19 protein-coding genes are annotated in these 23,912 nt (G+C 68.3%); 9 read left to right on the plus strand and 10 right to left on the minus strand.

The window, feature by feature from the left end:
• The first annotated feature begins 213 nt into the window (after positions 1-213).
• From ACFW9O_RS25835 to ACFW9O_RS25845, 3 genes are all read left to right on the plus strand, one after another.
• A complete protein-coding gene (locus ACFW9O_RS25835) occupies positions 214-828 on the plus strand; it encodes a TetR family transcriptional regulator (protein ID WP_351179905.1) in 615 nt (204 codons plus the stop codon).
• 259 nt (positions 829-1,087) lie between these two features.
• Positions 1,088-2,551: a flavin-containing monooxygenase gene (locus tag ACFW9O_RS25840; RefSeq protein ID WP_384612506.1), complete on the plus strand. Its 1,464-nt coding sequence runs from the start codon at positions 1,088-1,090 to the stop codon at positions 2,549-2,551.
• A 189-nt stretch (positions 2,552-2,740) separates the two neighbouring features.
• Entirely contained in the window at positions 2,741-3,286 is a 546-nt protein-coding gene (locus ACFW9O_RS25845; protein ID WP_351179911.1) for a tellurite resistance TerB family protein, read from the plus strand.
• 558 nt (positions 3,287-3,844) lie between these two features.
• Here ACFW9O_RS25845 and ACFW9O_RS25850 read toward each other — a convergent pair.
• Both ACFW9O_RS25850 and ACFW9O_RS25855 read right to left on the minus strand, forming a co-directional pair.
• Entirely contained in the window at positions 3,845-4,126 is a 282-nt protein-coding gene (locus ACFW9O_RS25850; RefSeq protein WP_384612508.1) for a hypothetical protein, read from the minus strand.
• Between the two features lie 339 nt (positions 4,127-4,465).
• Entirely contained in the window at positions 4,466-4,756 is a 291-nt protein-coding gene (locus ACFW9O_RS25855) for a hypothetical protein (protein ID WP_351179917.1), read from the minus strand.
• 38 nt (positions 4,757-4,794) lie between these two features.
• Here ACFW9O_RS25855 and ACFW9O_RS25860 point away from each other — a divergent pair, with 38 nt between their 5' ends.
• Positions 4,795-5,451, plus strand: coding sequence for a TetR/AcrR family transcriptional regulator (locus tag ACFW9O_RS25860; RefSeq protein WP_384612510.1), 657 nt, complete (start codon positions 4,795-4,797; stop codon positions 5,449-5,451).
• 119 nt (positions 5,452-5,570) lie between these two features.
• On the opposite strand, the gene ACFW9O_RS25865 is transcribed toward ACFW9O_RS25860, so the two are convergent.
• Positions 5,571-6,401 carry a class I SAM-dependent methyltransferase gene (locus tag ACFW9O_RS25865; protein ID WP_384612512.1) on the minus strand — a complete coding sequence of 277 codons (831 nt, stop codon included), beginning with the start codon at positions 6,399-6,401 and terminating at the stop codon, positions 5,571-5,573.
• A 181-nt stretch (positions 6,402-6,582) separates the two neighbouring features.
• Between ACFW9O_RS25865 and ACFW9O_RS25870 the strand changes: the two genes are divergently transcribed.
• A complete protein-coding gene (locus ACFW9O_RS25870) occupies positions 6,583-7,281 on the plus strand; it encodes a helix-turn-helix domain-containing protein (protein WP_351179926.1) in 699 nt (232 codons plus the stop codon).
• A gap of 108 nt (positions 7,282-7,389) precedes the next feature.
• Here the strand turns inward: ACFW9O_RS25870 and ACFW9O_RS25875 are convergent, their stop codons facing one another.
• The 5 genes from ACFW9O_RS25875 to ACFW9O_RS25895 form a co-directional block, all read right to left on the minus strand.
• On the minus strand, positions 7,390-7,884 hold the full coding sequence (locus tag ACFW9O_RS25875; protein ID WP_384612514.1) for an SMI1/KNR4 family protein: 495 nt from the start codon (positions 7,882-7,884) through the stop codon (positions 7,390-7,392).
• Between the two features lie 92 nt (positions 7,885-7,976).
• Positions 7,977-8,606: a DUF6368 family protein gene (locus ACFW9O_RS25880; RefSeq protein ID WP_384612516.1), complete on the minus strand. Its 630-nt coding sequence runs from the start codon at positions 8,604-8,606 to the stop codon at positions 7,977-7,979.
• 147 nt (positions 8,607-8,753) lie between these two features.
• Positions 8,754-10,928, minus strand: coding sequence for a discoidin domain-containing protein (locus tag ACFW9O_RS25885; protein ID WP_384612518.1), 2,175 nt, complete (start codon positions 10,926-10,928; stop codon positions 8,754-8,756).
• Between the two features lie 225 nt (positions 10,929-11,153).
• Positions 11,154-13,343 carry a discoidin domain-containing protein gene (locus ACFW9O_RS25890; protein WP_384612520.1) on the minus strand — a complete coding sequence of 730 codons (2,190 nt, stop codon included), beginning with the start codon at positions 13,341-13,343 and terminating at the stop codon, positions 11,154-11,156.
• A 1,119-nt stretch (positions 13,344-14,462) separates the two neighbouring features.
• On the minus strand, positions 14,463-15,074 hold the full coding sequence (locus tag ACFW9O_RS25895) for a TetR/AcrR family transcriptional regulator (protein WP_384612521.1): 612 nt from the start codon (positions 15,072-15,074) through the stop codon (positions 14,463-14,465).
• 145 nt (positions 15,075-15,219) lie between these two features.
• On the opposite strand from ACFW9O_RS25895, the gene ACFW9O_RS25900 reads away from it, so the two are divergent.
• Positions 15,220-15,954: an SDR family NAD(P)-dependent oxidoreductase gene (locus ACFW9O_RS25900; RefSeq protein ID WP_384612523.1), complete on the plus strand. Its 735-nt coding sequence runs from the start codon at positions 15,220-15,222 to the stop codon at positions 15,952-15,954.
• 38 nt (positions 15,955-15,992) lie between these two features.
• Positions 15,993-16,613: an NADPH-dependent F420 reductase gene (locus ACFW9O_RS25905; protein ID WP_384612525.1), complete on the plus strand. Its 621-nt coding sequence runs from the start codon at positions 15,993-15,995 to the stop codon at positions 16,611-16,613.
• A gap of 226 nt (positions 16,614-16,839) precedes the next feature.
• Here the strand turns inward: ACFW9O_RS25905 and ACFW9O_RS25910 are convergent, their stop codons facing one another.
• Together ACFW9O_RS25910 and ACFW9O_RS25915 are read right to left on the minus strand one after the other, a co-directional pair.
• Complete coding sequence (locus ACFW9O_RS25910; protein ID WP_384612527.1) at positions 16,840-18,747, minus strand: SMI1/KNR4 family protein; 1,908 nt, start codon at positions 18,745-18,747, stop codon at positions 16,840-16,842.
• Positions 18,748-18,980: 233 nt separating this feature from the next.
• A complete protein-coding gene (locus ACFW9O_RS25915; protein ID WP_384612529.1) occupies positions 18,981-19,715 on the minus strand; it encodes an alpha/beta hydrolase in 735 nt (244 codons plus the stop codon).
• 971 nt (positions 19,716-20,686) lie between these two features.
• Between ACFW9O_RS25915 and ACFW9O_RS25920 the strand changes: the two genes are divergently transcribed.
• Together ACFW9O_RS25920 and ACFW9O_RS25925 are read left to right on the plus strand one after the other, a co-directional pair.
• Complete coding sequence (locus ACFW9O_RS25920) at positions 20,687-20,923, plus strand: hypothetical protein (RefSeq protein ID WP_351173957.1); 237 nt, start codon at positions 20,687-20,689, stop codon at positions 20,921-20,923.
• 930 nt (positions 20,924-21,853) lie between these two features.
• Positions 21,854-23,224, plus strand: coding sequence for a hypothetical protein (locus tag ACFW9O_RS25925; protein ID WP_384612532.1), 1,371 nt, complete (start codon positions 21,854-21,856; stop codon positions 23,222-23,224).
• Positions 23,225-23,912: the final 688 nt, after the last annotated feature.

Genomic DNA, 23,912 nt, shown 5'->3' on the forward strand with positions numbered 1-23,912 from the left:
GCCTGACCACCTTCAATGCGTCCTGCGCATGACAAACGAAGGCGTGAACCAACACTGTTACTCGCTGGTCACTTACGGCAGCGTAGGTCCGCGTGTCACTCAGTGACAAGACGTCGGCATGCGCCACTTTTCAATGGCTCGCTATGCTGCGGTGTGGGGACGAGAGCCGGGGGTGCGAGGGTGCACGAAGCGCCATCAGCGGTACGTGAGCAGATGATTCGGGCAGATGTGAGGCCGTCGCTCGCCGAACGCCGCAAGGCTGCTCTCCGCTTCGAGATCGCCGCCGAAGCCGTCCGTCTGTTCTCCTCACAGGGCGTCACCGGCACGACGGGCGAGCAGATCGCCCGGGCCGTCGGTATCTCCTCCCGCACCCTGTGGCGCCACTTCCCCACCAAGGAGAGCTGCGTGCTGCCGCTGCTCTCCGCAGGGCTCGAGTTCGCCATCCAGCAACTGCGCCAGTGGCCGGCGGACATGAGCCTGCTGGACTTCGTCACTTGCTCCCTGCGCGACGGTGAACTGCCGGACGGGACCCCCGTCATCCTCGATCTGATCCGTATGACGTCCACCGACCCGGCGCTGCGCTCCGTCTGGCTCCAGGCCCACGACGACGCCCTGCCCGTCCTCGGTCAACTCCTCGCCGACCGGTCCGGCGTCAGCGCCGACGACCTTCGGATCCGGGTGCACGCGGCGACGTTCAACGGCGCGCTCCGAGCGGCCTCGGAGGACTTCGCCCGCCAGTACGCGGAGGAGCCCGGCGCGTCGGGCAGCGAGATCACCACGTGTCTGCTCGCCGCCCTGCGCGCGGCCTCGGAGGGCCTCCCCTACTGACGCCTGCCCCAGGTGCCACCAGCCCGGCCTCCCGACGAGGAAGACCCAGAAGCGTTCTCCGGCTTCAGCCGCGTGCGCCGCTGGGCCCCAGGCGACTGTCTGCCGCCCAGGGCAGGTTCGAGCGCATCGCGCCCTGGGGTGTGGTCGTGCTGGTTCGACTTCTGATCCTCAGGCATCGGAGGCGCCCTGGGCACGGAGGTCCGCGACCGGGATGATGAGCGAGCTGGACACGGCGATCGCCCACGGGGAGTGACAGCTGATGAGAGCGTGTGTGGTCGGGGCCGGCCCCGGCGGAATCGTCACCGCGAAGGTGCTGCTGGAGAACGGCTTCGACGTCACGGTCTTCGACAAGTACCGGCAGGTCGGCGGGATCTGGTCATCAGAGGGCTGCTACGACGGCCTGGCCAACCAGTCCGCACTCCGCCTCTTCGAGTTCGCGGACCTGCCCAACCGCTTGCACTTCGCCGGCGCGGTGGACACGCAACGCTACCTGGAGGACTACGCCCGGACTTTCGGTGTGCTGGACTGCGTCCGGCCCGGAACCGAGGTGGTCTCCATCCGGCCGGCGGAGGGGCCCGGGCGCGTGGGCGCCTCCGGCTGGTCGGTCGACTCCCGGCCCGCCGGGGACGAGGCCGCGAACCGCCGTCGCGAGACATTCGACTACGTCGTTGTCGCCAGTGGGGCTCATCATCATGCCCAACTGCCCAAGCTGCCTGGGCGTGAGTTGTTCCGTGGGACCGTGCTGCACTCCAACGAAGTGCGGGCCGGGACGTTCACCGGACGGCGCGTGGTCGTCGTGGGCGGCGGCAAGTCCGCGTTGGACCTGGTCACCCGCGCCGCACCCGAGGCGGCCGCGGCCACGATCGTGCAGCGCAAGGTGAACTGGATGATCCCTGAGCGGCTTCTGCTCGGCCTGGTCGGCTACAAGTGGATCCTGTTCACCCGGCTCGGCGAGGCGCTCCTGCCCCGGTATCACGATCCCGCCTGCGTCTCCCCGATCGACCGCATCGACAACCGGGTCAAGCGTGCTCTGTGGTGGCTCATCACCCGCGACATGCTGTTTTCCACCGGGCTGTACCGGCTGCCGAGGCATCTGCGGCCCACTCACGCCCTCCCCTTCCATCTGGCCCACGCGGGAGTGATGCCACGCGGCTACACACAGGCCGTTCGGCGCGGCCTGATCGCCACCAAGGTCAGTGCCGTCGAGGCCTACACCGACGAAGGGCTGCGTCTGGCCACCGGCGAGGAAGTGGCGGCGGATGTCATCGTGTTCGCCACGGGCCACCGCAAAGTCTTCCCGTTCCTGGACCCGAGCGTGCGCGTGCACGATGCCGACGGGCGGCTGCGGCTCTACCGGGGCATCGTGCCGCCCGGCACCGACCGGCTGGGATTCGTCGGCTTCCGACAGGTCTTCAACAACATGATGGGCGTGGAACTCACCGCACACTGGCTGACCGGCCATTTCCGGGCGACGCTGCGCACCGTCCCGGATGAGCAAGAGATGCGGGAGGACACCGACGCCCGCCTGGCCTGGCAGGAGCAGGTGCTGCCGGGCTCCGGCGGTTACGACTTCGGCCCCTACGACATCCACTGCGCGGATGAACTCCTGCACGACATGGGGTTGCCGTCCCGCCGCGCCGGCAACCTGCTGGCCGAATACCTGCTTCCCGGCGGAGTGGCACACCGGTACGCGGGACTGAGTCGATCGAGTTCGGCGACATAGACGCAGCCCGGTGGGCGGCACGATGCCTGGCGAGCCCCGCCTGCCTGCCTGCCTGCCTGCCTGCCCAGCGATGCCCCGCAAGAGGGAGGCCGCTATTTTGCGGAACCTTTGCCTTACGGCAGCCGTTGGTCCGGTGAACGCGCGAGCGGATGCGCGACCGATGACGCACGGAACAACGAGGTGAAGTCCATGCCCATGTGGGACCGGCTCAAGGACCAGGCCAAGACTCTGCAGCAGGCCCAGGGCGGCCGTGGGTCAACCCACGGACCGAGCCGCGGTGGAGGGTCCGGTGGCCCACGCGCCCAGTTGGTGAGTGTGCTGAAGACACAGCTCGGCTCCCTCAAGACCGAGCTGAAGAGTGGCGCGTACCGGGACGCGAGCATGGCCATGTGTGCACTGGTCGCTGCTGCGGACGGACGCGTGGACCCGGCCGAGCGGCAGCACGTCGAGTCGTTGATCCTCAGCAACGACGTGCTGCAGAACTTCCCTCCGGAGCAGTTGCGCCAGCGCTTCGGCAAGCATGCGGACCAGCTGACTCACAACTTCGCACAGGGCAAGGCCGAGGCGATGCAGGACATCGCCAAGACCGCGAAGAAGCCGACCGAGGCGCGGGCGGTGATCCAGACCGGCATCATCATCGCCGGAGCTGACGGAGACTTCTCCCATGCCGAACACATGATCATCCGGGAGGCCTGCACAGCGCTGGGACTGTCTCCCGCCGAGTTCCAGCTCTGACCAGCCGGCGGTCCGGAGCGAAGGCCGCCGACGGAGCGCTCATCAGGGGATCCGAAGAGACGCCCGAACCCTTGATCGCCGCTCAGGGGCTGTACGGCCGGTCACGGCTGAGGGGAGATCTGAGCGGCTCTGGCGTCCTCGCCGCGGCCGGAAGTCGATCGGTCGGGCCGAACCAGTACGCGACCATCGCCGGGTGAACCACGCCGAGGGCCAGGTATGGGTGCGAGTTGCGCCCATCGCAGCTCTTGGTCGAGCGGGACGACGGCACCGGCGATGGCCACATCAGCCTCGAGGCGCTCCTTTCGGCCGTCGGCCTGACGCCGGCACGGAGTGCCTTGGCGAGCGTCCTACGACTCAGCCCCACGCGGAGCCTGACAGCCGACAGCTCGAAAGAGCTGGGCCTGCCCGTTGAGACTGGACAGACACTCAGGGCCGGCCTCCCCGCAGCCCGCCCCTCGCGCAGGCTCTTCGCTCTCCGCCCCACCCATGCGCGCAGACCACCCGCCACCGGACTGTGGGAGCGGGCACCACGAAGCGGGCGGGTGGCCGATCGGGGCGTCAGAGGACGAAGACGCTCCCGGCAGTCTCGGAGTGGTACGTCTTGCCAGGATAGAGAAGTTCCTCCACGAGCCCGGTGCACTTGGGCCCGGAGTGCACCTCAGCGATGGCATCGGTGTGGTTGGTCACTGACGACGGGTACCAGGTGATCGAGTAGCAGCCGGACGGGTCCTTGTACTCGCTGCCATTGATGATCAGCACGCCTTCCGCCGCGTACGCGGAACTTGGGACCGTGAGGGCCAGCGCTGCGGCGGCCGCGAGCGCCCCCAGCGTTGTAGCCATACGTCGCTTCATGGCTGTCAGTCCTTTCGATGCCGCGAGCCGCCTCTGCAACGACCCACTGTCATCACGCAACGTATCGGCAATCCAACAATTCGTGAACAATGCCCGAGCGCGGCGGCCACCGAATTGCCTCTCGGCGGCGTGGTGAACGTGCCGGCGACAGGGGCGACCGTGACGCCGGCGGCCGTGAGTGCCGCGGTAGCGCACGGTAACCTAACTAGGTGTGCACTACACGCGGCCTGCTCTCACGCTGTCCGGCCTAGCCCTGAGCCTGCGGCAAGCCCCCCGACCTGCCGAGTCAACAACGCTGGGGATCAAGACACCTGGACGCGTGAGGTGTCAGGCACCGATCCAGGCGTCCACCATCTCAAGGCGCTGAACCGACGGCTCGGGCGGACGAAAGCCCAGCGCCGCCGTGACCACTCGGTCCACGACCGGATGCAGACGCTCCTCGGCAAACCGCTTCCAGTCGGCCTCCGACTCCCAGACATCCGTGTACCTCAGCCCACCGGCTGTGCGCTGGACGAGGTGAGCCACCAACCCGGGCGGCTTCTCCGGCCCCAGACCTTCCTTGATGCGTGCGTAGGTGTCCGCGTCGATCGGCACCTCGAAGGTGAACGCGTACGTCACAGGACCACATCCCTCATATTCAACCGAAGCCATTTCGGATGAATACGACTAGCATCGACCCCGTGGACGAACAGGTCAAGAGGCAGTACGACACGAGCCGCCGACGGGCGGCAGCGCAGGCGACCCGGCAGGCGATCCTGGACGCGGCGACGCAGCTGTTCGCCGAACGCGGTTACGCAGCAACCACGATGGCGCTGCTCGCCGAGCGCGCGGGCGTCGCGGTCGACACCGTCTACACAGTGGCGGGCCGCAAGCCGGCGCTGTTCCTTCAGCTGGTGGAGTCCGCCATCTCGGGCACCGGCGACGCCGTTCCGGCGGCCGAGCGGGACTATGTACGCGAGATGCGCGCCGAACCGGACGCGGCACTCAAGCTGCGCCGATACGCACGGGCCGTCAGAGAGATGCACGCCCGGCTGGCACCACTGCTGCGCGTCGCCCGCACGGGACCGCCTGAGGCCGCGGAGGTCTGGCAGGGCATCGCACGGCGCCGTGCGAAGAACATGCGGCTGTTGGCCCAGGACCTGGCCGCGACGGGACAGCTGCGCCCCGGGCTGGATCTGGAGGAAGTGGCCGACGTCATCTGGGCCACCAACTCGCCCGAGTTCTACTGCCTGCTGGTCGAGGACCGCGACTGGCCGCCCGAGCGGTTCGAGCGTTGGCTCGCTGACGGTTGGTGTCGACTGCTGCTCGCCTGATCTCAGCCACTGGGTCCACCGCAGGGCCGCCCCCAGCGACAAACGGGCAGGGGCGGTCGGCGGGGCGCTACGGGCTGCACGGTCCCGGCGTCACCCTGTGCGTGCTCGTCCGGTCACCGTCAGGAGTCGCTCCTGCGGGCAGTGACCACCAGGTACTCCCACTCCATGTCGCCTGCGCCCGCCCTTTCGGCGAGACCGTCGAGACCGGCGTCCAGCGCGGCGACACGGTCGGGGTCGTCAGCGATGTTCCGATAGGTGGCAATGGTCGGGCCGTAGTTGGCCTTGAAGTACTCACGGAAGTCCGCCGGCTTCCCGAAGCGGCCGATCCGCACCGTCCGCCGATGTGCCTCTACGTCGGTCACCCGGTCGCCGAGAAGGCCGCGGACGTGTTCCGCCCGGCCCCACATCGGCGGGGGCTGCGCACCGGGCGGGGGCGGGGGCGCGAACGGCTTCATCGTGGCGAACATCTGTCCGATGAACCCTTCCGGAGTCCAGTTGAGCAGGCCGATCGTCCCGCCCGGGCGGCAGACACGGATCAGCTCATCGGCACTGACCTGGTGATGCGGGGCGAACATGATCCCCACGCATGACATGACAGTGTCGAATTCTCCGTCGAGGAAGGGGAGAGCCTCCGCGTCGGCCTCACGCCACTCCACCTCCGCGCCCCGCTCTGCGGCGAGCTTGCGCCCGGCCTCGAACAGCTCGGGCGTGAGGTCGCAGGCCACGACGCTCGCCCCTGCCAGGGCCGCAGGAATCGCGGCGTTGCCCGACCCGGCCGCGATGTCCAGGACGCGCTGACCGCTGCGGATGCCGCATGCCTGGACCAGATCGGGTCCGAGGTCCGGGATGAGCTGGGTGGCCACGGCCGGGTAGTCGCCCAGTGCCCACATCTTGCGGTGCTTCGTCTTGAGTGCGCGGTCGGCCTCTACTGCGTCGATTGCTTCGGTCATGAGAGCTCGCCTCCGGATTCCGTGGCACTGCCGGGATCGTCACCGCTCCCGTAGAACCAAGGCTAGGAAGGTACGTGTGCCTGTTCCAGTACGGGATCTGTACCGGAGCCCGCTCCGTCGGTGTCCGTAGCTTCGTCCCCGGTCGGTGGCCGAGCTCTCACCAGGGTCCTAGCCTGTACCTATGGGGTCCTCGTACTACCAGTTCTGTCCGGTCGCAAAAGCGATGGAGCTGCTCGACGAACGCTGGACGCTGCTGATCGTGCGCGAACTGGTGACGGGGACCGAGCACTTCAACGAGCTGCGGCGCGGTGTGCCTCGGATGTCGCCCACGCTGTTGTCCAAGCGACTGCAGCAGCTCGTGCGCGCAGGAATCGTGGAAAGACGGTCCGAGGGCCATCAGGTGCGCTACGTCCTGACCCCGGCGGGCCATGAGCTCCGGCCGGTGGTCGAGGCACTGAGTGTCTGGGGCATTCGGTGGATCGGTGAGCTCGGTGACGCGGATCTCGATCCCAAGCTGCTGATGTGGGACATGCACCGGCGTATCGACCACGGTGTCGTTCCGGCCGGGCGCACCGTGGTCCGGTTCGTGTTCTCGGACGTCGCCGCGAACGCCCGCCACTGGTGGCTGGTGATCACAGCGGCCGAAGCCGACGTCTGCGACGTGGATCCGGGCTTCGATGTGACCGTCACTGTCTCCGCGAGCCTGCGTCACATGATCAAGATCTGGCGCGGCGACCTGGGATGGCCCGCCGCTCTGCGTTCCGGGGCCGTGGCGGTACAGGGACCGGAGACGCTGCGACGAGCGGTTCCCGACTGGTTCACCCTGCCTCCCTTCGCTGCCGTACCGCGGCCTGCTCAGCCGGCCGGCCCAGCTCGATGAGTTCGCGTGTGAAACTCATCATTTGGCACGGCTGCTGGAGGCAGCCGCGGAACGTATTCCGACAGGCTGGACGCCTGCGATCGTGCCTTCCCCCTGCGGACCTGGAGATCAAAACCGTTCGGAGTCCGTGAGGCCCTCGACGAACGAACGGAAGTCACCGGCCAGGACGAGCTCCGCGCCGAGGTCCGTCTCGAACCAGGTGACCGTGGGGTCTCCGTGCCGCCCGCAGATGCGGTAGTCGAGCCCCACCCAGCAGTGTCCATCGCCGGAGAGCAGCACAAGTGGGGCGGGCATGCCCCATTCCTCGACGAGGTACGGGGTGTCGAGCAACGAGATCAGCCCGTCGCTGTGCCCTATGCCCATGAGGTAGTCGAAGGGAACGTGGTCTTCGCTCCACGACGTCGGCCGACCGGTGGGGAACGCATCGTGACCAGCACCCACGATGCCGCCATTCCGTGCCCGCAGAAGGTCAAGCAGGGACGACGGCAGTGTCACGCCGAGCACGCGCTCAGCTTCTCGCACCATCTCGTCCGTCAGAGGCTGCTGGACGCCGTAGTCGTCGTCGGCCCAGAACGTCGCCGTGACCTCATCGAATCGCCCCATGACACGCAGCCTACGGCGCAGCCGCACGCAGGACGCCGGTGCGTGCGATTGCCCTGGGGAAGCCGGACGAGGAACTCCATGAACCAGCTGTCCTACTTGACCAGCCGGAAGGCCGGGTGTCCGACCCAGACACGAAGGAAATCGGCCGTTCCCAGTGCCATGCAGTCGTGCGCAATCCCCGATACCCCCGGAAGGTCTGCGACCACCAACTCCTGTCCGTCCAGCAGCTCGACGTTGGCCACGCCCCCGATGACGTCCATGACAGCGGCGGTCAGCAGAGCCGTGACGACGTGGTCGATGTCTCGATTGCAGCAGGCGCTGACATTGACGGCGTGGGTCGGCCTGAAGCCGAGGACGGCCTCCACCTCGGGCTGGTCCGCGTGCTCGGCCTCGAAGACGCCCTCGTCTCCGACATCCGGCCCCATCAGGTAGACCAGGAAAGGCCGACGCCGGTCTTCACGCTGCGGGTTGAATCCCACGAGGGCCTTGAGCTCCTCGTCCGAACCGGTCCTGCCGAGGAGCGGAAGGGGGAACGGCTTTCGCCAGTCCTCAGTTCTCCCGTCCTCGACGCCCAGCCGCTCTGCGGGCACATTGACGTCGAAGAACCCGGGCCGCTTCTCGTCGAAGTGGGAGGAGAGCCCCACCATCAACGCGCGGAACTCCCGCAGCGCAGCCGTGGAGAGCGGGTCCGCCAACTCGATCACCAACGTCGGTCCAGACATGCTGAGAGCCTAGATTGATCGGCCCCGCGACCGCTCAGCATTCTGTCTCGATCGGGGCCCCGTACACGTGAGGGCAGGGTCCGGCCGCCCCGTGGTGGCGACGGTCGGGCCCTGCCGGTCATGCGGCGGCGGCGCTCTGCGGTGCGATCAGCTGTAGACGCCGAACTCGTGCAGCGAGTAGCCCCACTCCGTGCCTCGTGCCTTCAGCTGGAGACGCACGTGCCGGGCGGTGGTGGGGGCGTCGATCGTGTCGATGTCCCCGTTGCCCGCCGCGGTCGTGTGGATCGTGCGCCAGTTGGTGCCGTCGTCGGAGACCTGCACGTCATAGGACTTGGCATAGGCGGGGTCCCAGACCAGCTGGATCTTGCGGAACGCGGTCGGAGCCCCGAGATCGACCTGGATCCACTGGGGATCGCTCCAGTCGCTGGCCCAGCGTGTCTCCGTCTTCCCGTCCGTCGCGAGGGAGGCCGGGCACGGGCAGTCGCCGTAGGAGGCCTGGGAGGAGGAGGCGGTGGTGGTCTTGTGCAACGCGACGTTGGTGCCGTCGACGGGGGGTGCGACGACCTTGACCGACTTCGTGTCGATCCCGGCGTTGCCGCGGCCGTCCTCGGCCTGGATGTACACCTTCCACACGCCGAGCTTCTCCGGCGCGGTGACGGCGAACGTGCCGTTTCCGGTGGACCGCCACTGAGCCTCGACGAGCCGCTTGTCGCCGCTGGCGTAGTTGCCGCTGAGGAAGATCTTGTACGTCACGGGGTCGCCATCCGGATCCCGTACGTCCGCACGGACGGTGAACTCCTTGCCCGCCGGGGCGGCGGATGCCTGGGCGACGCCCATGCCGGTGATGACGGGCGGCGTGTTGTCACCGCTCGTCGATCCGGCGTAGGCCTTCTTCACCGCGTAGTACGACAGGCGCTTTAGGCCGTCGGGCACCAGGTTGAACCAGACGCCGCCGAAGTCGTGCTCCAGCCCGTAGTGGAACAGCGTGGCACCGAGCGCCACTCCCTGATGTCCGGTGACGCAGCCCCACGCCTTGGTGTAACCGTCGGCCTTCTGTACGTCGGTGGGCTCGTCGGGGACGCCGTTGGCGTCGTCCGGGACCTCCCACTCGCCGGCCGGTCCGCCCTCGGTGATGATGTAGGGCTTGGTGTAGCCGCCCTGCTCCCAGGCGCCGCGGACGCCGCAGATGTCGCCGTAGGAGTTCATCGAGTAGAGGTCGAGGTCAGGGGCGTTGCGCTTGTAGTAGGGCCAGGCGCCCGTCCACGCGTCGGTGGAGGTGACCGGGTGGTCCTTGTCGATGGAGTGGATCTTCTTGGCGACGTCGTTGACGAAGGAGGTGTAGGCGTTGCGCTGGTTCTCCAGCTCGGTGCCGCTGTAACAGTTCTGGAGGCCGAGTACCGATTCGTTGCCGACGTTCCACATCAGGACGCCGGGGTGGCTCTTGTACGCCTCGACCCACTTGGCGAACTCGGTGAGCGAGTTGCTCTTGTACGCGGTGTCGGTGACGTAGTTGACGCAGCCGCCGCTTCCTGGACCACCGCCCGGCTGGAGCCAGAAGCCGCTGACGACGCGGATACCGTTGGCGGCCGCCTCGTCGAGCAGGGGCTTGCTGGTCCCGTCGGTGCCCCAGGTTCGGATGGTGTTGACGCCCATCGACTTCAGGTCGGGCATGTAGCGGGCCGCGTCGGCGACGGACGGCCCCCAGGTGAGCCCCTTGACCTGGTAGGGCTTGCCGCCGACGGTGAGCTGCCAGTTGCCCTGCGAGCCGGTCACCGCGACCGCGCCCCCGGTGGCGGGCGGCGGACCGTCGCCGTTGCCGTAGACCTGGAACTCCCACAGCGAGTAGCCGTAGCCACCGGTGCGAGCGGTACCGAGCATCCGGACGTAGCGGCCGGAACCGGAGACGGCTACGTCGTCGGTTCCGCCGTCACTTCCGGTGACCGTCTTGAGGGCGCGCCAGTCGGTGCCGTTGTCGGAGGCCTGGAGTTCGTAGTTCTTGGCGTGCGCCGCTTCCCAGGTGAGTACGACTCGGCTCAGGTCCTGCTTGCTGCCGAGGTCGACCTGGATCCACTGGGGGTCGCTCCATTGGCTGGCCCAGCGGGTCCCCGTGAGGTTGCCGTCCACCGCTGCGGACGCCCCGTACGCCTCGCCCTCCTGGGACGAGGCCGTGGCGGGTCTGCCCTGGGACAGCAAGGTCTCGGCGGCCTGGGCGGGCGGAGAGGCGGTGAGGGTGAGCGACGACGCGAGCAGCGCGCCGAGGGCTACGAGGGGCACGCCGACGCGGCGGCGTGCCGGCGTCGGGTGTGAGAAGAGTTTGGGCACATCGACTCCTGACAGGTCGGGGGTTCCGGGTGGCGGGACGTGCGTACGAAGATCCCTGAGCCACCCGGAGATCGGGGAGGACCGCCCGTCCGTTCGGCGGGGCGGGACAGCTGGCTGCCGGCGCGTGTCCGTGCGCCCCTCCGGGCCGGGTCGCGGGGACGGACCCCGGCCCGGAGGGCGTTGTGTCCGGTCCGCTCCGGTGGACCGGGGCGGACCGAGGGGCCATCAGGGGTAGGACACCACCGTCGACGGGACCGTCGAGGTGCCCGAGGTGGGCGATCCGGTGTCGTTGATGACGTGGTTGTAGTGGCCGTTGCCGCCCAGGGACACCACCAGCAGGCTGTGGAACCTGACGCCGGGCTTCACAGGGGCCTTGAAGCCGTGGTCCTGGCGGATCGTCGGGTCGACGTTGTAATTGGAGTAGCTCCCCATGCCCCAGCCCTCGTGGGTGTTCACGGAGTCGTCGACCCGGTAGGCGGCGTAGCCCTTGGTGTCGCCGTTCTGGATGGCGGCCTGGTTGGGCGCGTCGTACGCCTTCTCGTTCTGGTAGAAGATCGTCTTGCCCCTCTCCCCGTACCACTCGACGTCGTACTTGTTGAAGTGCTCGACGAACAGGCCGGTCGCCAGGACGTCGTCGCCGTTGACCCGTACGCCGTAGTCGGCGCGGTTGGTCTCCCAGCCCACGCCCTCTCCGTGGTCGGCACGCCACACCCAGGTGTGGTCGATGATCACGTCGTCGCTGTTGACGAGGATGCTGGTCGTCGCCTTGCCGGGGCCGGCACCACCGACGCGGACGTAGACGTCCTGGACAGTGGTGGGGTTGGCGGCGTGATCGGCGGAGGCACCCTGTCCGCCGATCTCCAGCAGGGTCGGCGAGTTGACCGGTCCGGCGTCTATGAGGAAGCCGGCGAGCTTCACCCCGTCGACGTCGGCGACCTTCATGGCGGTCACACCGTTGTCGGGGATGATGGTGGCGAGCCCGAGACCCAGGACGACGGTGTCGGCCCGGTTCACGTTGATGGTCCGGTCGACGTGGTAAATGCCGGGGGTGAAGAGCAGGTTGAGTCCCTGCTCAAGAGCGGCGTTGATCGTCGCGGCGGTCGCGCCGGGCTTGACGACGTAGAACTTGCTGAGCGGGATGGACGTCCCCTGCGGGGTGCCGTTGGCCCAGGTGGTGCCGCGCGCGTTGGTCCGCTTGGCCGGTGCGAAGACCTTGAACTCGTTGCCGTCCAGGTAGAGGAAGGGCTTCTCACGCGAGCTCGGGGTCGTCTCCAGCGTGGTGTACCGGGGCTCGGGGAAGCTGTTGGCGGGAGCGCCTTCGACGCCCGAGAAGGTCATGTTCCACACGCCGTTGGTCCAGCCGCCGATGGTGCTGTCGCGGGTGTACCACTGCTGCTGGGAGTACGGGCCGACCTGGCCGTCGATCTTGCTGTCGGCGATGTAGCCGCCGCTGGCCCAGCCGTATCCGTTCGGGGCGAGGTTCAGGTCGCCCTTCACGTGCATCCGGCGGAACGAGGCCGCCTGGGAGACGGCCCAACGGTTGGTGCCGCTGACCGGGTTGAGGGCGAGGTTCTCGGCCGAACGCCAGAAGTTCTGGGTGGCGTTGCCGTTGAACCAGCCGGCGTCCACGGTCACATCACCGTTGAACGTGGTGTCGTCGGGCTTCAGGCCGAGACCCGCGATCTGGGTGTAGAAGCCGATCTGGGCGTTGATGTTGTCGTACGTGCCCGGCTTGAAGAAGAAGGCATGCCGGCCACTGCCGAACTGAGCGGACTCCTGCTCGCTGAAGACCTGGTCCAGCTTGGCCTGGATGCCGGGCGTGGACGGGTCGAAGACGTGGACGTTCGGGCCGAGGTCTCCCCCGCCGGGAATGACTGGTCCCGTACCACCGTCGGTGCTGCCGAAGACCTTGAACTCCCAGAGGGAGTAGCCGTATCCGGTGGCGCGTGCCGTTCCGAGCATGCGGACGAAACGCGCGGTCCCCGAGACGTCCACCGTCTCGGTGCCGCCGGCTCCGGTGGTCGTGGAGTAGGCGGTCGACCAGTCGGTGCCGTTGGAGGACACCTCGATGCGGTACGTCTTCGCGTACGCGGCCTCCCAGCTCAGTTCGACCCGGTCGAGGGCGGCGGGGGCGCCGAGGTCGACGCTCAGCCACTGGGGGTCGGAAGCGGCGCTCGACCAGCGGGTGCCGGGATCCCCGTCGACGGCGCTGCCGGCCGGCGTGCCGTAGTGCTCCTGGCTGGATGCTGTCGCCTGTCTGCCCTGGGACAACAGCACGGGCGCCGCGTCGGCCTCCGTGGCGGGTGTCAGAGCGAGCAGAGCCGCGGCCAGCGCAGTGACCACTGCGCCGACGAGCCCTTTACGGGCAGTTCTGGGCGGCGGTGCCGCTACGGGATGTATGCCAACTGCGGGCATCAGGGTGCTCCTTGAAGAAAACTAACCGGAGGGAGAGCGCTCTCCGGAACCTTCCCGCGACCCGCCTGCGAGGTCAAGAACCCTGACGCGGCTTTTCTTTTGCCTTTTATTAAGACGGGCCACTTACTCCATCCGCGCGCCGCGCGGGCGGCCACCGGGACGTTCGGGGCAGCTGCGTCACGGATGACAACGACCCCCGCCACGAGGGTCGGCATCCCGCACCGCAACCCGTCGGTACGACGGCGCGGGCAGATCAAGCCATCTCGTGGCCCTTCAACCACGGGAACACGTCGAGCGGTTCAGGAACTGACGAGCGAATCGAACGGGCAGGGCCTGGCCCTCAGGCGGACCGCACGTAGCCACTACCTCTCGTGTCGAACATGCGAACGCACAGGCGCCCGGCCCATCCCGTATCAGCCCTGTGATCAGCGGCGTTGTCCGGGTGCCTTACCCCATCGCCCTTCCGAGGAGAGATCCTTGGATCCCGTCCGTCTTGTTCCCGCCGCCCACTTCAGCGTTCGAAATTCCTCCCGCTGAGCCCGGCAAGCCCGTAGTGCACCGACGTCCGACGGACGCACGCCGTGCTCCGTTCGCTTCCATCTCACGACCGTCACCGAGGTGGGGTGCATGAGCGATGCAACGGCACGCAACACCCGCTCTGGATGCCGGCCGAGCCCCTCAACTGCGTTCGTCGAGCGCCGATCACCTGGAACTCCCGACGCCGCCGTTCCCGGCAGCCCGGTGGAGGACCTCCCACTCACGGCGGGAGAGGAGTACGAGGGGACGCACCGGCAGGGCGGATTCCTCCCGGTCCGGCTTCATGCGGCCGGCCACTGGCGCGCAGAAGCCGAGGCATCCGCTCAACCTCCCGCAGGCTCGCCGCAGCGCAATATCCCTGGCTCAACCGGTACCGGACCGCCATGTACACAGCGTCCGCTGCCAGGCCGACCATGCCGGGGGCCTCGCGGGTCGCCGGTCTCCCCGGCGGCTTCTGCTGCGGCCATCAGCAGGCGGGCGGCCGGTTCCGCAAAGCCGGCAGGTCCGGGCCAGGTGCCGGGCGGCTGGCGTCGCGTACCAGCGGGGGCAGCCGCGTGTCCGGCCCGGCCGCAGAGTGCCGAGTCAACGCGGCACTTCGTCCCGTCGCCGGTCATCGCCGGCCGTGGCGGGGATGGCGTTGTCGATGAGGACGGCGGCGATGGCGGCGGCGGTGGGGAAGGCGTCGGCGTCGAGGACCCGGGTGCGGGCCGCGGCGCCGTCGATGAGCAGCGCGAGCTGCTCGCCGAGCTGTTCAGGGTCGGCGGCGCCGGCTTCGCGGGCGGTGTCGGCGAGGCGCGCGGCGACGGCCTTCTTGTAGTCGCGCGCGTACTGGGATGCGGGGTGCTGGGGGTTGTGGAGTTCGACGGCGGCGGCGATGTAGGGGCACAGCGGGGTGGTGGGGGGGACGTCGAAGGCGGCGAGGAGCCGTTCGCGGGGCGTGAGGTCGGTGCGGTCGAACACGCCGGAGAGAACGGAGGGGTCGAACCGGCGCAGGTACTCGGCGACGAGTTCGTCCTTGCCGGCGAAGTGCTGGTAGGCCGTGCGCTTGGACACCTCGGCCGCCGCACAGAGCTGGTCCATGCCGGTGCGGTTGATGCCCTGCTCGCGGAACAGCTGCTGGGACGCGCCGAGGATGCGCTCGCGGGCGCCCCGGCCGCGGCGGCGGCCCGTGGGGCCCTTCTCCAACTCCGTCATGGGCCCAGCGTACCGCAGCTAGGTAACGACCGGTGTACATAGTTTGCGTCCCGGCTGTCCGCCCCGTACGTTAAGCACACCAGGCGGTGTACTTAAAGCCGTCGGCCCCAGCTGCACACGGCACCACCGACCCAAAGGAATGACCATGGGAAAGCTCGACGGCAAGGTCGCGGTCATCACCGGCGGCACCACCGGCATGGCCCTGGCCGGCGCGAAGCTGTTCGTCGACGAGGGAGCACATGTCTTCATCACCGGCCGCCGCCAGGACGCCCTGGACGAGGCCGTGAAGCAGATCGGCCGCAACGTCACCGGTGTCCAGGGCGACGCCGCCGACCTGGACGACCTGGACCGCCTGTACGACACCGTCAAGCGGGAGAAGGGCAGCCTCGACGTGCTGTGGGCCAGCGCAGGCGGGGGCGCGCCCGCCCCGCTCGGGGAGATCACCGAGGCCCACTTCGACGCCGCGTTCCACCTCAACGCCCGCGGCACCCTGTTCACCGTCCAAAAAGCCCTCCCGCTCTTCAACGACGGCGGCTCCATCCTCATGACCGGCTCCAACGCCTCCCTCGGCGCCTTCCCCGGCTGGAGCGTCTACGCCGGCAGCAAGGCCGTCCAGCAGGCGTGGGCCCGCGTCTGGCTCAACGAGCTCAAGGACCGCCGCATCCGCGTCAACGTCCTGACCCCCGGCCAGGTCGCCACCGCCAAGCAGGGAGAACTCTTCGACGAGGCCACCAAGCGCCAGTTCGAGTCCCTCATCCCCCGCGGCCAGATGGGCCGCCCCGACGAAATCGCCACCGCCGCCCTCTTCCTCGCCTCCGACGACTCCAGCTACGTCAACGGCATGGAGCTCGTCGCGGACGGCGGCACCACCGCCCTCTGAACCCAACAACCACAACCACAACCAGGGCAGGACACCTCATGAGCAGCATCAGCATCATCGGCACCGGGAACATGGCCCGCACCATCGGCGCGCGGGCGATAGCGGGCGGCAACACCGTCGAGATCATGGGCCGCGATCAGTCCAAGGCCGCCGACTTGGCCAAGGCTCTCGGCGGCGCCACGACGGGAGAATGGGGCACCGCCCCGGCCGGGGACATCGTCGTCGTGGCCCTGTTGCACGACGGCGTCGTGCCGGTCATCGCCCAGTACGGAGACGCCCTCGCGGGCAAGGTCATCGTCGACATCAGCAATCCCTTCAACTCCGCGTTCGACGGGCTGGCCCATCGCGAGGAGACCTCCATCGCGCAGGAAGTCGCCAAGGCGGCCCCGGCCGACGCCAGCGTGGTGAAGGCGTTCAACACCGTCTTCCGTCATGTCCTGGAGAAGGGTCGGCCCGACGTCTTCATCGCCGGCGACGATGCACAGGCCAAGGCAAGTGTGGAGGCGTTCATCGAGAGCCTCGGGTTGCGCCCGCTGGACGTCGGCAGCCTGAAGATGGCGCACTGGCTGGAAGGAGCGGGCGTGGTCACGGTGGGCCTCGCCAACCACGGGGTGGGAAACTTGGACTTCGCCCTCGGCATCACCAAACTTCCCGTCTGAGCAGACGGGTTGACGGTGTCCAAGGCGGGAGTGTCGGCATCGGGTGTTGTGTCCGCGTACCTCGACCAACATGGCATCCTGCTCGCCACCGCGCCCGACCCTCCTCACGCATCGACGGCGGGCCGCGTCTCGGCGCAGGCCCGCCCTTGCGTGCCCGAGGATCCTCAGGACCATCGCCAAGCCGAACCATCGTCAGTTCCGGCGAGAGGTACCGGTGCGTTGCCCGTCAGGGTGCGTCACCCCAGTTCATGCTGATCACGGCGTACGTCTCCCCGTCTCCCGGCGGTCGCGTCCATGAGCGGGTGGTGAACGTGTGCAGCCGTCCCTGCGTGATCGCGTGGCGCGGCAGGTGAACACCGAACTCCCCGGTCACGGCCTCCAGCAACGACCGTTCCACCTCGATGGCCTCCTCCTGGGAGCCGAAGAACCGGTCCGGATCCAGAGCCGGTGCTATCGGTCCGGTTCGCCGTGTCTCTCCGTCCGCGTACGTGAAGGCGTACTCCTCGACGCCGTTCCGCCCCACGGAGAGGTGGAAGAACGGTTCGCCGCGCCAGGTCCTCAGACCGCTCCACACGACCACCGCGCGGGTACCCCCGCTGGCGGCCGCGGCCGGGGAGACGAACCGCTGCGGATTGAAGTGCGCGGGGGCACTGTCGAAGGCGAAGCTCCAACGGGCACCGGCCCGGCCGACGGCAACGAGGGCCTTGTCGTCGTAGGACGAGAACTCCCCCTGTCCGCCGCGCATTCGGCGGCGCGCCTCGTCGCAGGTCATGGGGTCGTCCAGCGCTGCCTCGTTCGCGTCCGCGAGCCGCCCGGGCAGGTGCTCCGGCTTCACATCCTCGACCAGGACGAACCGGTAGGACGTGAGGTTGTCGTGGGCGTCCGGATGCGCGAGCCACGCGAGGCCGTCCGGGTCGAGGCCGACCGGCCGGGTCGGTGCCTCACCCCCCTGTCCGCCCCTGGGCGTGGACAGCAGCTCGCGCCCCCGTTCCGGGGTCAGCAGGGGTCCGAGCAAGGGGTCGGCCACCCACCCCAGCGGCGCAAGGTGGTCGGGACCCAGCGGCTGCCAGACCGGCAGGGCGTCGAGCAGCGTCCGCCACGCCCTGTCGGTGTCGCCCCACCGCGCCAGCTCCCGCGCCCGCTCGACCGCTCCCCCGAACGGTCCGGTCGCCGTGTACCGGTACGTGCCGTTACGCACCTGCTCCAGCGTCGTACGGGCCAGCGACACCACGTCGTCATCCGCACCCCGCAAGTGGAACATCAGGGTGGAGTCGTCCCTGTACGAGTGGGCCGCATGCTCGACAACCAGCGCCGGCAACATCTCGGGCGCATACAGCGGGTCGGTCACCACACCCTCGAAGTACACCATGTAGGTCTGTCCGAGCAGACGGCGAATCTGGTCACCCAGCCCTGCGGCCCGTGGCCTGCTGTACCCCTTCGCCTCGTCCAGCGTGTGCTCGGCCTGTTCCCAGTCGCCGCGCAGCGCCTCCAGTCGGGCGGACTCCACTCGCGCGTCCAGCCCTCTGGTCGTCTCGTTGGCGAACTCCGGTTCCCCGTCGGCCCTGCGTGCCCGCAGGCTGTGGAACTCCCGGTACATGTCCTGCATGAACTCGACGAAGTTCGCGTACCGCGCAGGCGACTCGGCCCGCCAGCTCGCCCACGTGTACACGGCCCACTCGCCGTCCTCGCCCACGTCCTCGGGGTCCAACAGGACGTAGGTGGAGTCGGACTCCACTTCGAGCTGCAGGCCGCGCCGCCAGATGTCCGCGTCCTGCCGTTCGGCGGGCTCGGCATCCTCGTCCAAGTACTCCTCGAACATGTCGGCGAGCCCCGACTCGTTGTTGTGCCAGCGGGCGTCCGTTGCCCCCGCCAGCAGTCGGACGAACCCTCCGGCGTGCTGCCAGCCGTCGCTGACCTTCAGGAACTCCCGGTAGGTCGGGGGCATGCGGCGGCCGAGGCGCTCCTCCATGGCTGCGATCCGTGCCTCGGCCGCAGGTGGGAAACCCAGCCAGCGAGCCTGCCGAGCGGCTTCGTCCTTCTCATTCCGCGTCCCGGCATCGGGCAGGGAATCCGACCACTCCCCACTCCATCTGAGCAGGAACGGCCGCCAGTCGAACGCTGGTGTATGCGTCATGCGTCCGATGCTGCCATCCAGCACCGACACTGCTCTGCAATCCTGGCGTGGGCCGGCTTTCGGCACGTGCCGCGGCCGGCCCGGCGGTCGCGGAGTTTCACGGCTCGGGATGCCGCGGGCCCCTGCCGAGTTGGCCGGGGACCCGCGGCATGAACAGCGGAGGAGTGCCGGGACCTGCCGTCGCATCCTTGCCGACACGGCCTACTGTCGGCCGGTGGCCCGACGACCCGGCCTCACTTCAAGTGCCGCGCGAAGAACCGGGCCGCGTCGTCCGCCGCGAACTGCGGGACGCCGGTGTGCCCGCCCATGTTGGCGTGCAGCGTCTTCTCCCTGGAGCCGAAGGCGTCGAACAGGTCCAAGGCCGCCTGCCGGTCGTTCCCTTCGTCGTCCCACTGCAGCAGGACGTGCAGCGGAACGGTGACCCGGCGGGCCTCCTCGAACATGGCGCGAGGCACGAAGCTCCCGGCGTAGAAGCCGGCGGCCACGATGCGGGGCTCGACCACCGCAAGCCGGATGCCGATGGAAATCACTCCCCCCGAGTACCCGACCGGCCCGCCGATCTCGGGCAGCGCCAGGAGGGCGTCCAGGGCGGCCTGCCATTCCGGGACCGCCTTTTCGACGAGCGGGAGGATGAGGGCGTCGACGATTTCGTCGGTGACCGGCTCACCGGCGTCCAAAGCCCGGCGCAGGTCGACGCGGGCCTGTTCGGCGGCGGCCCAACGAGGCCGGTCACCGCTTCCGGGGAGCTCGATGGTGGCGGCGGCGAAGCCATCCGCCGCCGCCTGCCGGGCCCGCCCCGCCAGCCGGGGGTACATCCTGTGCAGCCCGAGCGGGGGATGGCCGAGCAGGATGAGTGGCGCCGGTGCGGATGCGGATGCGGGCGTCCACAGGACGCCGGGGATCTCGCCGAGGGTGAATTCGCGTTCGAGGACGCCGTCGTCGAGGCGCTTTTCTGAAGTGAAATGCATGGTCGTGCCTTTCGGGAGTGCTCTGGAACGGCGCTCCCGGACGACCTATCGCCCGACCGTGGCCCCGGAGGGGAGCACCCATGTCGATACTGCGTTCACGGGTACCACCTCCTCGTTCTCTCGCACGGCCTCCGGAAACGTAGCAATGGTCGGCATGTTCCGCCAAACGAATTCCGGCCTCTTGGCGGGTTCACCGCGGCGGGCGGGCTGGGGGCACTGTCGTTGCTCATGACCTTCGACCATGACGCGCCGGCAGCTCAGCCATCGCGAGACCGATCGGAGCCACCGGGACGGGGGCACGAAGGACGGTTCGCCCTTGGTTCGACCCTGGCCCGCCCCGAAACGGCTTCTGACAACGGCACCGGGCGGCCGTCAGTGCACCTGGCCCTGCTGTGGCATTCCCGGCCGGACTCGCACATTCATGAGCGCGTCTCCCACTCCCAGTCTCGTCAGGAGAACAATTCATGCTGTTCAGAAGCAGGTCCATCGCTACGGCGCGTCGCCCTGCGAAGCACGGCCGTGGTCTTGTGCACCGCTTTTGCCGTCGGCACCGGTTTCACGGCCGCCACACCCGTCGTGTCCGCGGCGTCGGTGACCGCCGGAGCTCTGCGGTGGGCTCCGTGCCACGCTTCGGACAACCTGAGCACCGTGTGTGCCACCCTCACGGTGCCGGTCGACTGGGCCCATCCGGACGGGCCGAAACTCGGCCTGGCCGTGGCCCGCCGCCAGGCCACCGGCCCCGGTACGCGCCTCGGCTCGACGGTGTTCGGCCCAGGGGGTCCGGGCGACTCCGGTGTGGAGCGGGTGATGACCGGAATCAGCCGGTTCAGTCCCGAGGTCCGCCGCAGGTGCGAAATCGTCAGTTTCGACCCGCGTGGTGTGGGCCGGAGCAACCCGGTGACCTGCTCAGGCGATCTGCTCGCCTGGCGACCGTCACCGCAACTGGCGGCCAAGCGGACTTCGACGCCACCTTGGCGTACAACAAGCGGCTCCGGGCGGACTGCCGGGCACGTACCGGCCCGGTGTTCGACCACCTCGACACCCTCCAGACGGTCCAGGACCTGGACACCCTGCGGGTCGCTCTCGGCGAGGCCGAACTGACTTTCCACGGCAGCTCGTACAGCACGTTGCTCGGGGCGGAGCACGCAGAGACCTATCCGCACCACGTTCGGGCGATGGTGCTGGAGAGCCGGACGGCAGGCATGTAACCCTGCCCAGGATCGACACGGTCCGCCTCCACGAGCGCCGCCCTGACCTGCGCGCACCTATCGACGCGGGCATCATGCGGATTTTGTCCGCGACGGTGCGTCTGGACCGGGGCGCTGGTTCGTCTCGTTCCAGGTCGAGGAGGCTTCCTTCCTCGACGACGTGCTCGCGTTGTGGTGCGGTGAAAACCAAGCTTCCCCTGAGTGTGCGGGTCTTCGAGTGCGACACCTGTGGTCTCGTCCTTGAACCGGGACGAGAACGCGGGGCACAACCTGGTCACCCTCGCGACCCGCGCCACCACCAGCAATACAGGTACCGGAGTGGCCGGAGACCTGGACCCCGCCGCCGTGGCGGGGTCGAAGCCCGTAGAGCCGACTGCAAGACCCGCACCACCCGCCCGCGCCTCACGGCCGGGACGGGGCGGGCAGGTGGCACAACCCCCAGCCCTCGGGCCGGGACAGAAACGCCTGCCGTCGGCTACGTCTGGGCCTTCGACTCCCTCACCCGGTCACCAGGCGCCAGAGCCCACTACGACCGCCGCCGCCCGGCACGTCGCCACACAACGGAATCTCATGCCTTGTCACCACTAATCCGCAGCGGACGGATGCAGGGCCGGCCCAGCCCGAGGCGACGAACCCGGATGGCTTCCAGCGTGGCTGTGAACTGCGGGCTGTCTCCCCGCTGCCCGGCTGCGACCAGCAGCGATAACGGCTTCTGCCCTTGTTCGCAGGCCAGGTGAATCTGGCGGTCGTGGCGGCTGGAAGTGCGGAGACGTCTGATCCAACCGCCGGAGTGAAGGCCCCTGACGGGCGGCTCCCCCGGCCGGCGTATCCGGGCAGGCGTACCGGCGGGGTGGGCCCGAGCCTGGAGTCATGCACAGGCCCAGGGTTGTCGTGGAACCACCGGACAGTCGTGGCCTGCGGAAGGTCCGTGTGGGGGGCGAAGTCGTGGGCGCGGCCTGGTCGCTGCACGATCTTCGGAAGATCCTCGTCCGCAATGGCTTCCCACCGGACATGAGCCTTGAGGATCGGGTGCTCATCTCCTGGCGCGAGGCGGGCAGCGACAGCTGGCCCGACCGCACGCGCAAGAGACGCGCGACCGCCGTAGCCATGACTGCGGGATTGATCGGGTCGGCGGTCTTCCTCATCGTCATCGGCAGCGAGGATGCCTTCGGCGCGCTGACCTTCGCGTCGCAGGCAAGCGGCTTCCTCCTCTTCCTCGCAGGCGTGACCCAGTTCCTGGCTGCCTGCGCTGTGCAGGACTACTGGGGCAAGCGGGCGATGCGGTACTCGGGGATGCTGATCCTGGTCAGCGTCTTCATTGCGCTGCTGGTCCATTCCATGCTTGTGGCCATCTGGTTCAAGGAGATGGAGTTCACGCCCTGGGTCTTCAGCTACGTGCCGCTGTTGGTGTGGTCCCTGTGGGCAAGCTGGCTCGTCGTTCGGGAGAAGGTCTGGCGTGGCACCCCGCACCCCAGACAGGTCACTGCGGGAGTGCTGGTGACTGCCGTCATCGCCGGGGCGAACTTCGCGTACTCGGCCGCGTATCAGCCGTACGCCACGCACCCCCAAGTCACGCTCAGCGCCGAGTTTGGTACGCCGCAGCTGGATCCCAGGGAGTCCGTAATTCATATTCCGGTGAGGTTCTCCCTGCAGAACACTGGAAAAGTGTCGACCATGATCCTCGGCAGCGAATTCCAAGTGCTCGGCCGTTTTTCGGCCCCTGAGACCGGCGAAATGGGGATGGATGGGGTCAGAGAGGATGCGGTGTCGGACACGGACAGTGAACTTTATGCCGGCTTGCAGAAACGGATTCTGATCATGACTGGGCTGATCATCGGCCCTGGAGACTGGTTCGACCCTGGGACGGGGCACGTCAAAGAGGTAACGGTACAAGTACCGAAGGAAGCCCCTTACGAGAGTCTGGAGGTCCACGGAGACGTCACCGTGCTCAGAAGAGACCGGGGCAGGGTCGACAACGCCTTCCAGTATCCGAGGTGGTCCTGGAAGAAGGGGAAAACGGACATCTTCGAGTGTCCGCCGAAGAAGTGCGGTGACTACGTGCTGTACGTGGGCAAACTGACCCACAACAACAACATCATTAACGTGACGCGCAGGCAGCGCTACGTCTTCGCGCGGCGACAGCTTGGCGACGAGTCGTTCGTGTATACATTCATTGCCCCGCTCAATTCCCAGGGGAGGGTGTCCTATAAATACGAATCCGAAGAGACATATGGGATGGCAACCGTCCCTACCGGAACCGTCGTCATCCCCTATGCCACTGTCCTGAAAACCGCTACCTAATGCTTCTCCCGCAATCGATCAGGCGCATGGCGTCCCGCAGTCAGCTCGGTACGGCGAGTGTCCGGCCCCAGCCGCGGATGGCAGTCGGGGCGTCCTGGGCCGTCAGGCTCGCGGAGGACGGAGTTTGTGACCGGACTGAGTCCGCGCCCGTTCCGGAAGCAGGGGGCCGCCCTACGCCGCGAAGGCGCCGATGATGTCAGGCCGGGCCGCCCCTAGCGCCTGCCGCTGGATGGTCGCGTGCGGCTGATCACGGTGTATTGGCGCACGAATTTAGCACTGCGACACCTCGCCCGGACGGCACCCGGTACCCGGTACCCACCCGTATCACGAGATCACCGAGCAGTTGCTGAGCAGCCCACGGAACAGGCCGGACGGGCTCGCCCCCCAGTCCGCGCCACAGCACCCGGACGGACCGCCAGCCCTGACAGCCCCGCCGGAACGCCCCCAACCGCCCCTGGAGCCCAATGCCATCCAGCCGAGGGGCGCCATGCCAGGGATGCTTCTGGTCCCTCCCGCTTTATCGTGCACCAGGTCGTGAGGGACCTTCACGGACGAAATGCGGTGCATCTCGTCTGCCGGATACGCAACGCACCGCACGACCACAGTCTGAGTCACTTTGGTGAACTCAGAAGGGTTCAGATTGAACAATTTCTGGTCGCCCGGCTCCTTTTGGAGTGTGTGCACCCGA

It is taken from the genome of Streptomyces sp. NPDC059499 (assembly GCF_042749285.1).
GTDB lineage: Bacteria > Actinomycetota > Actinomycetes > Streptomycetales > Streptomycetaceae > Streptomyces.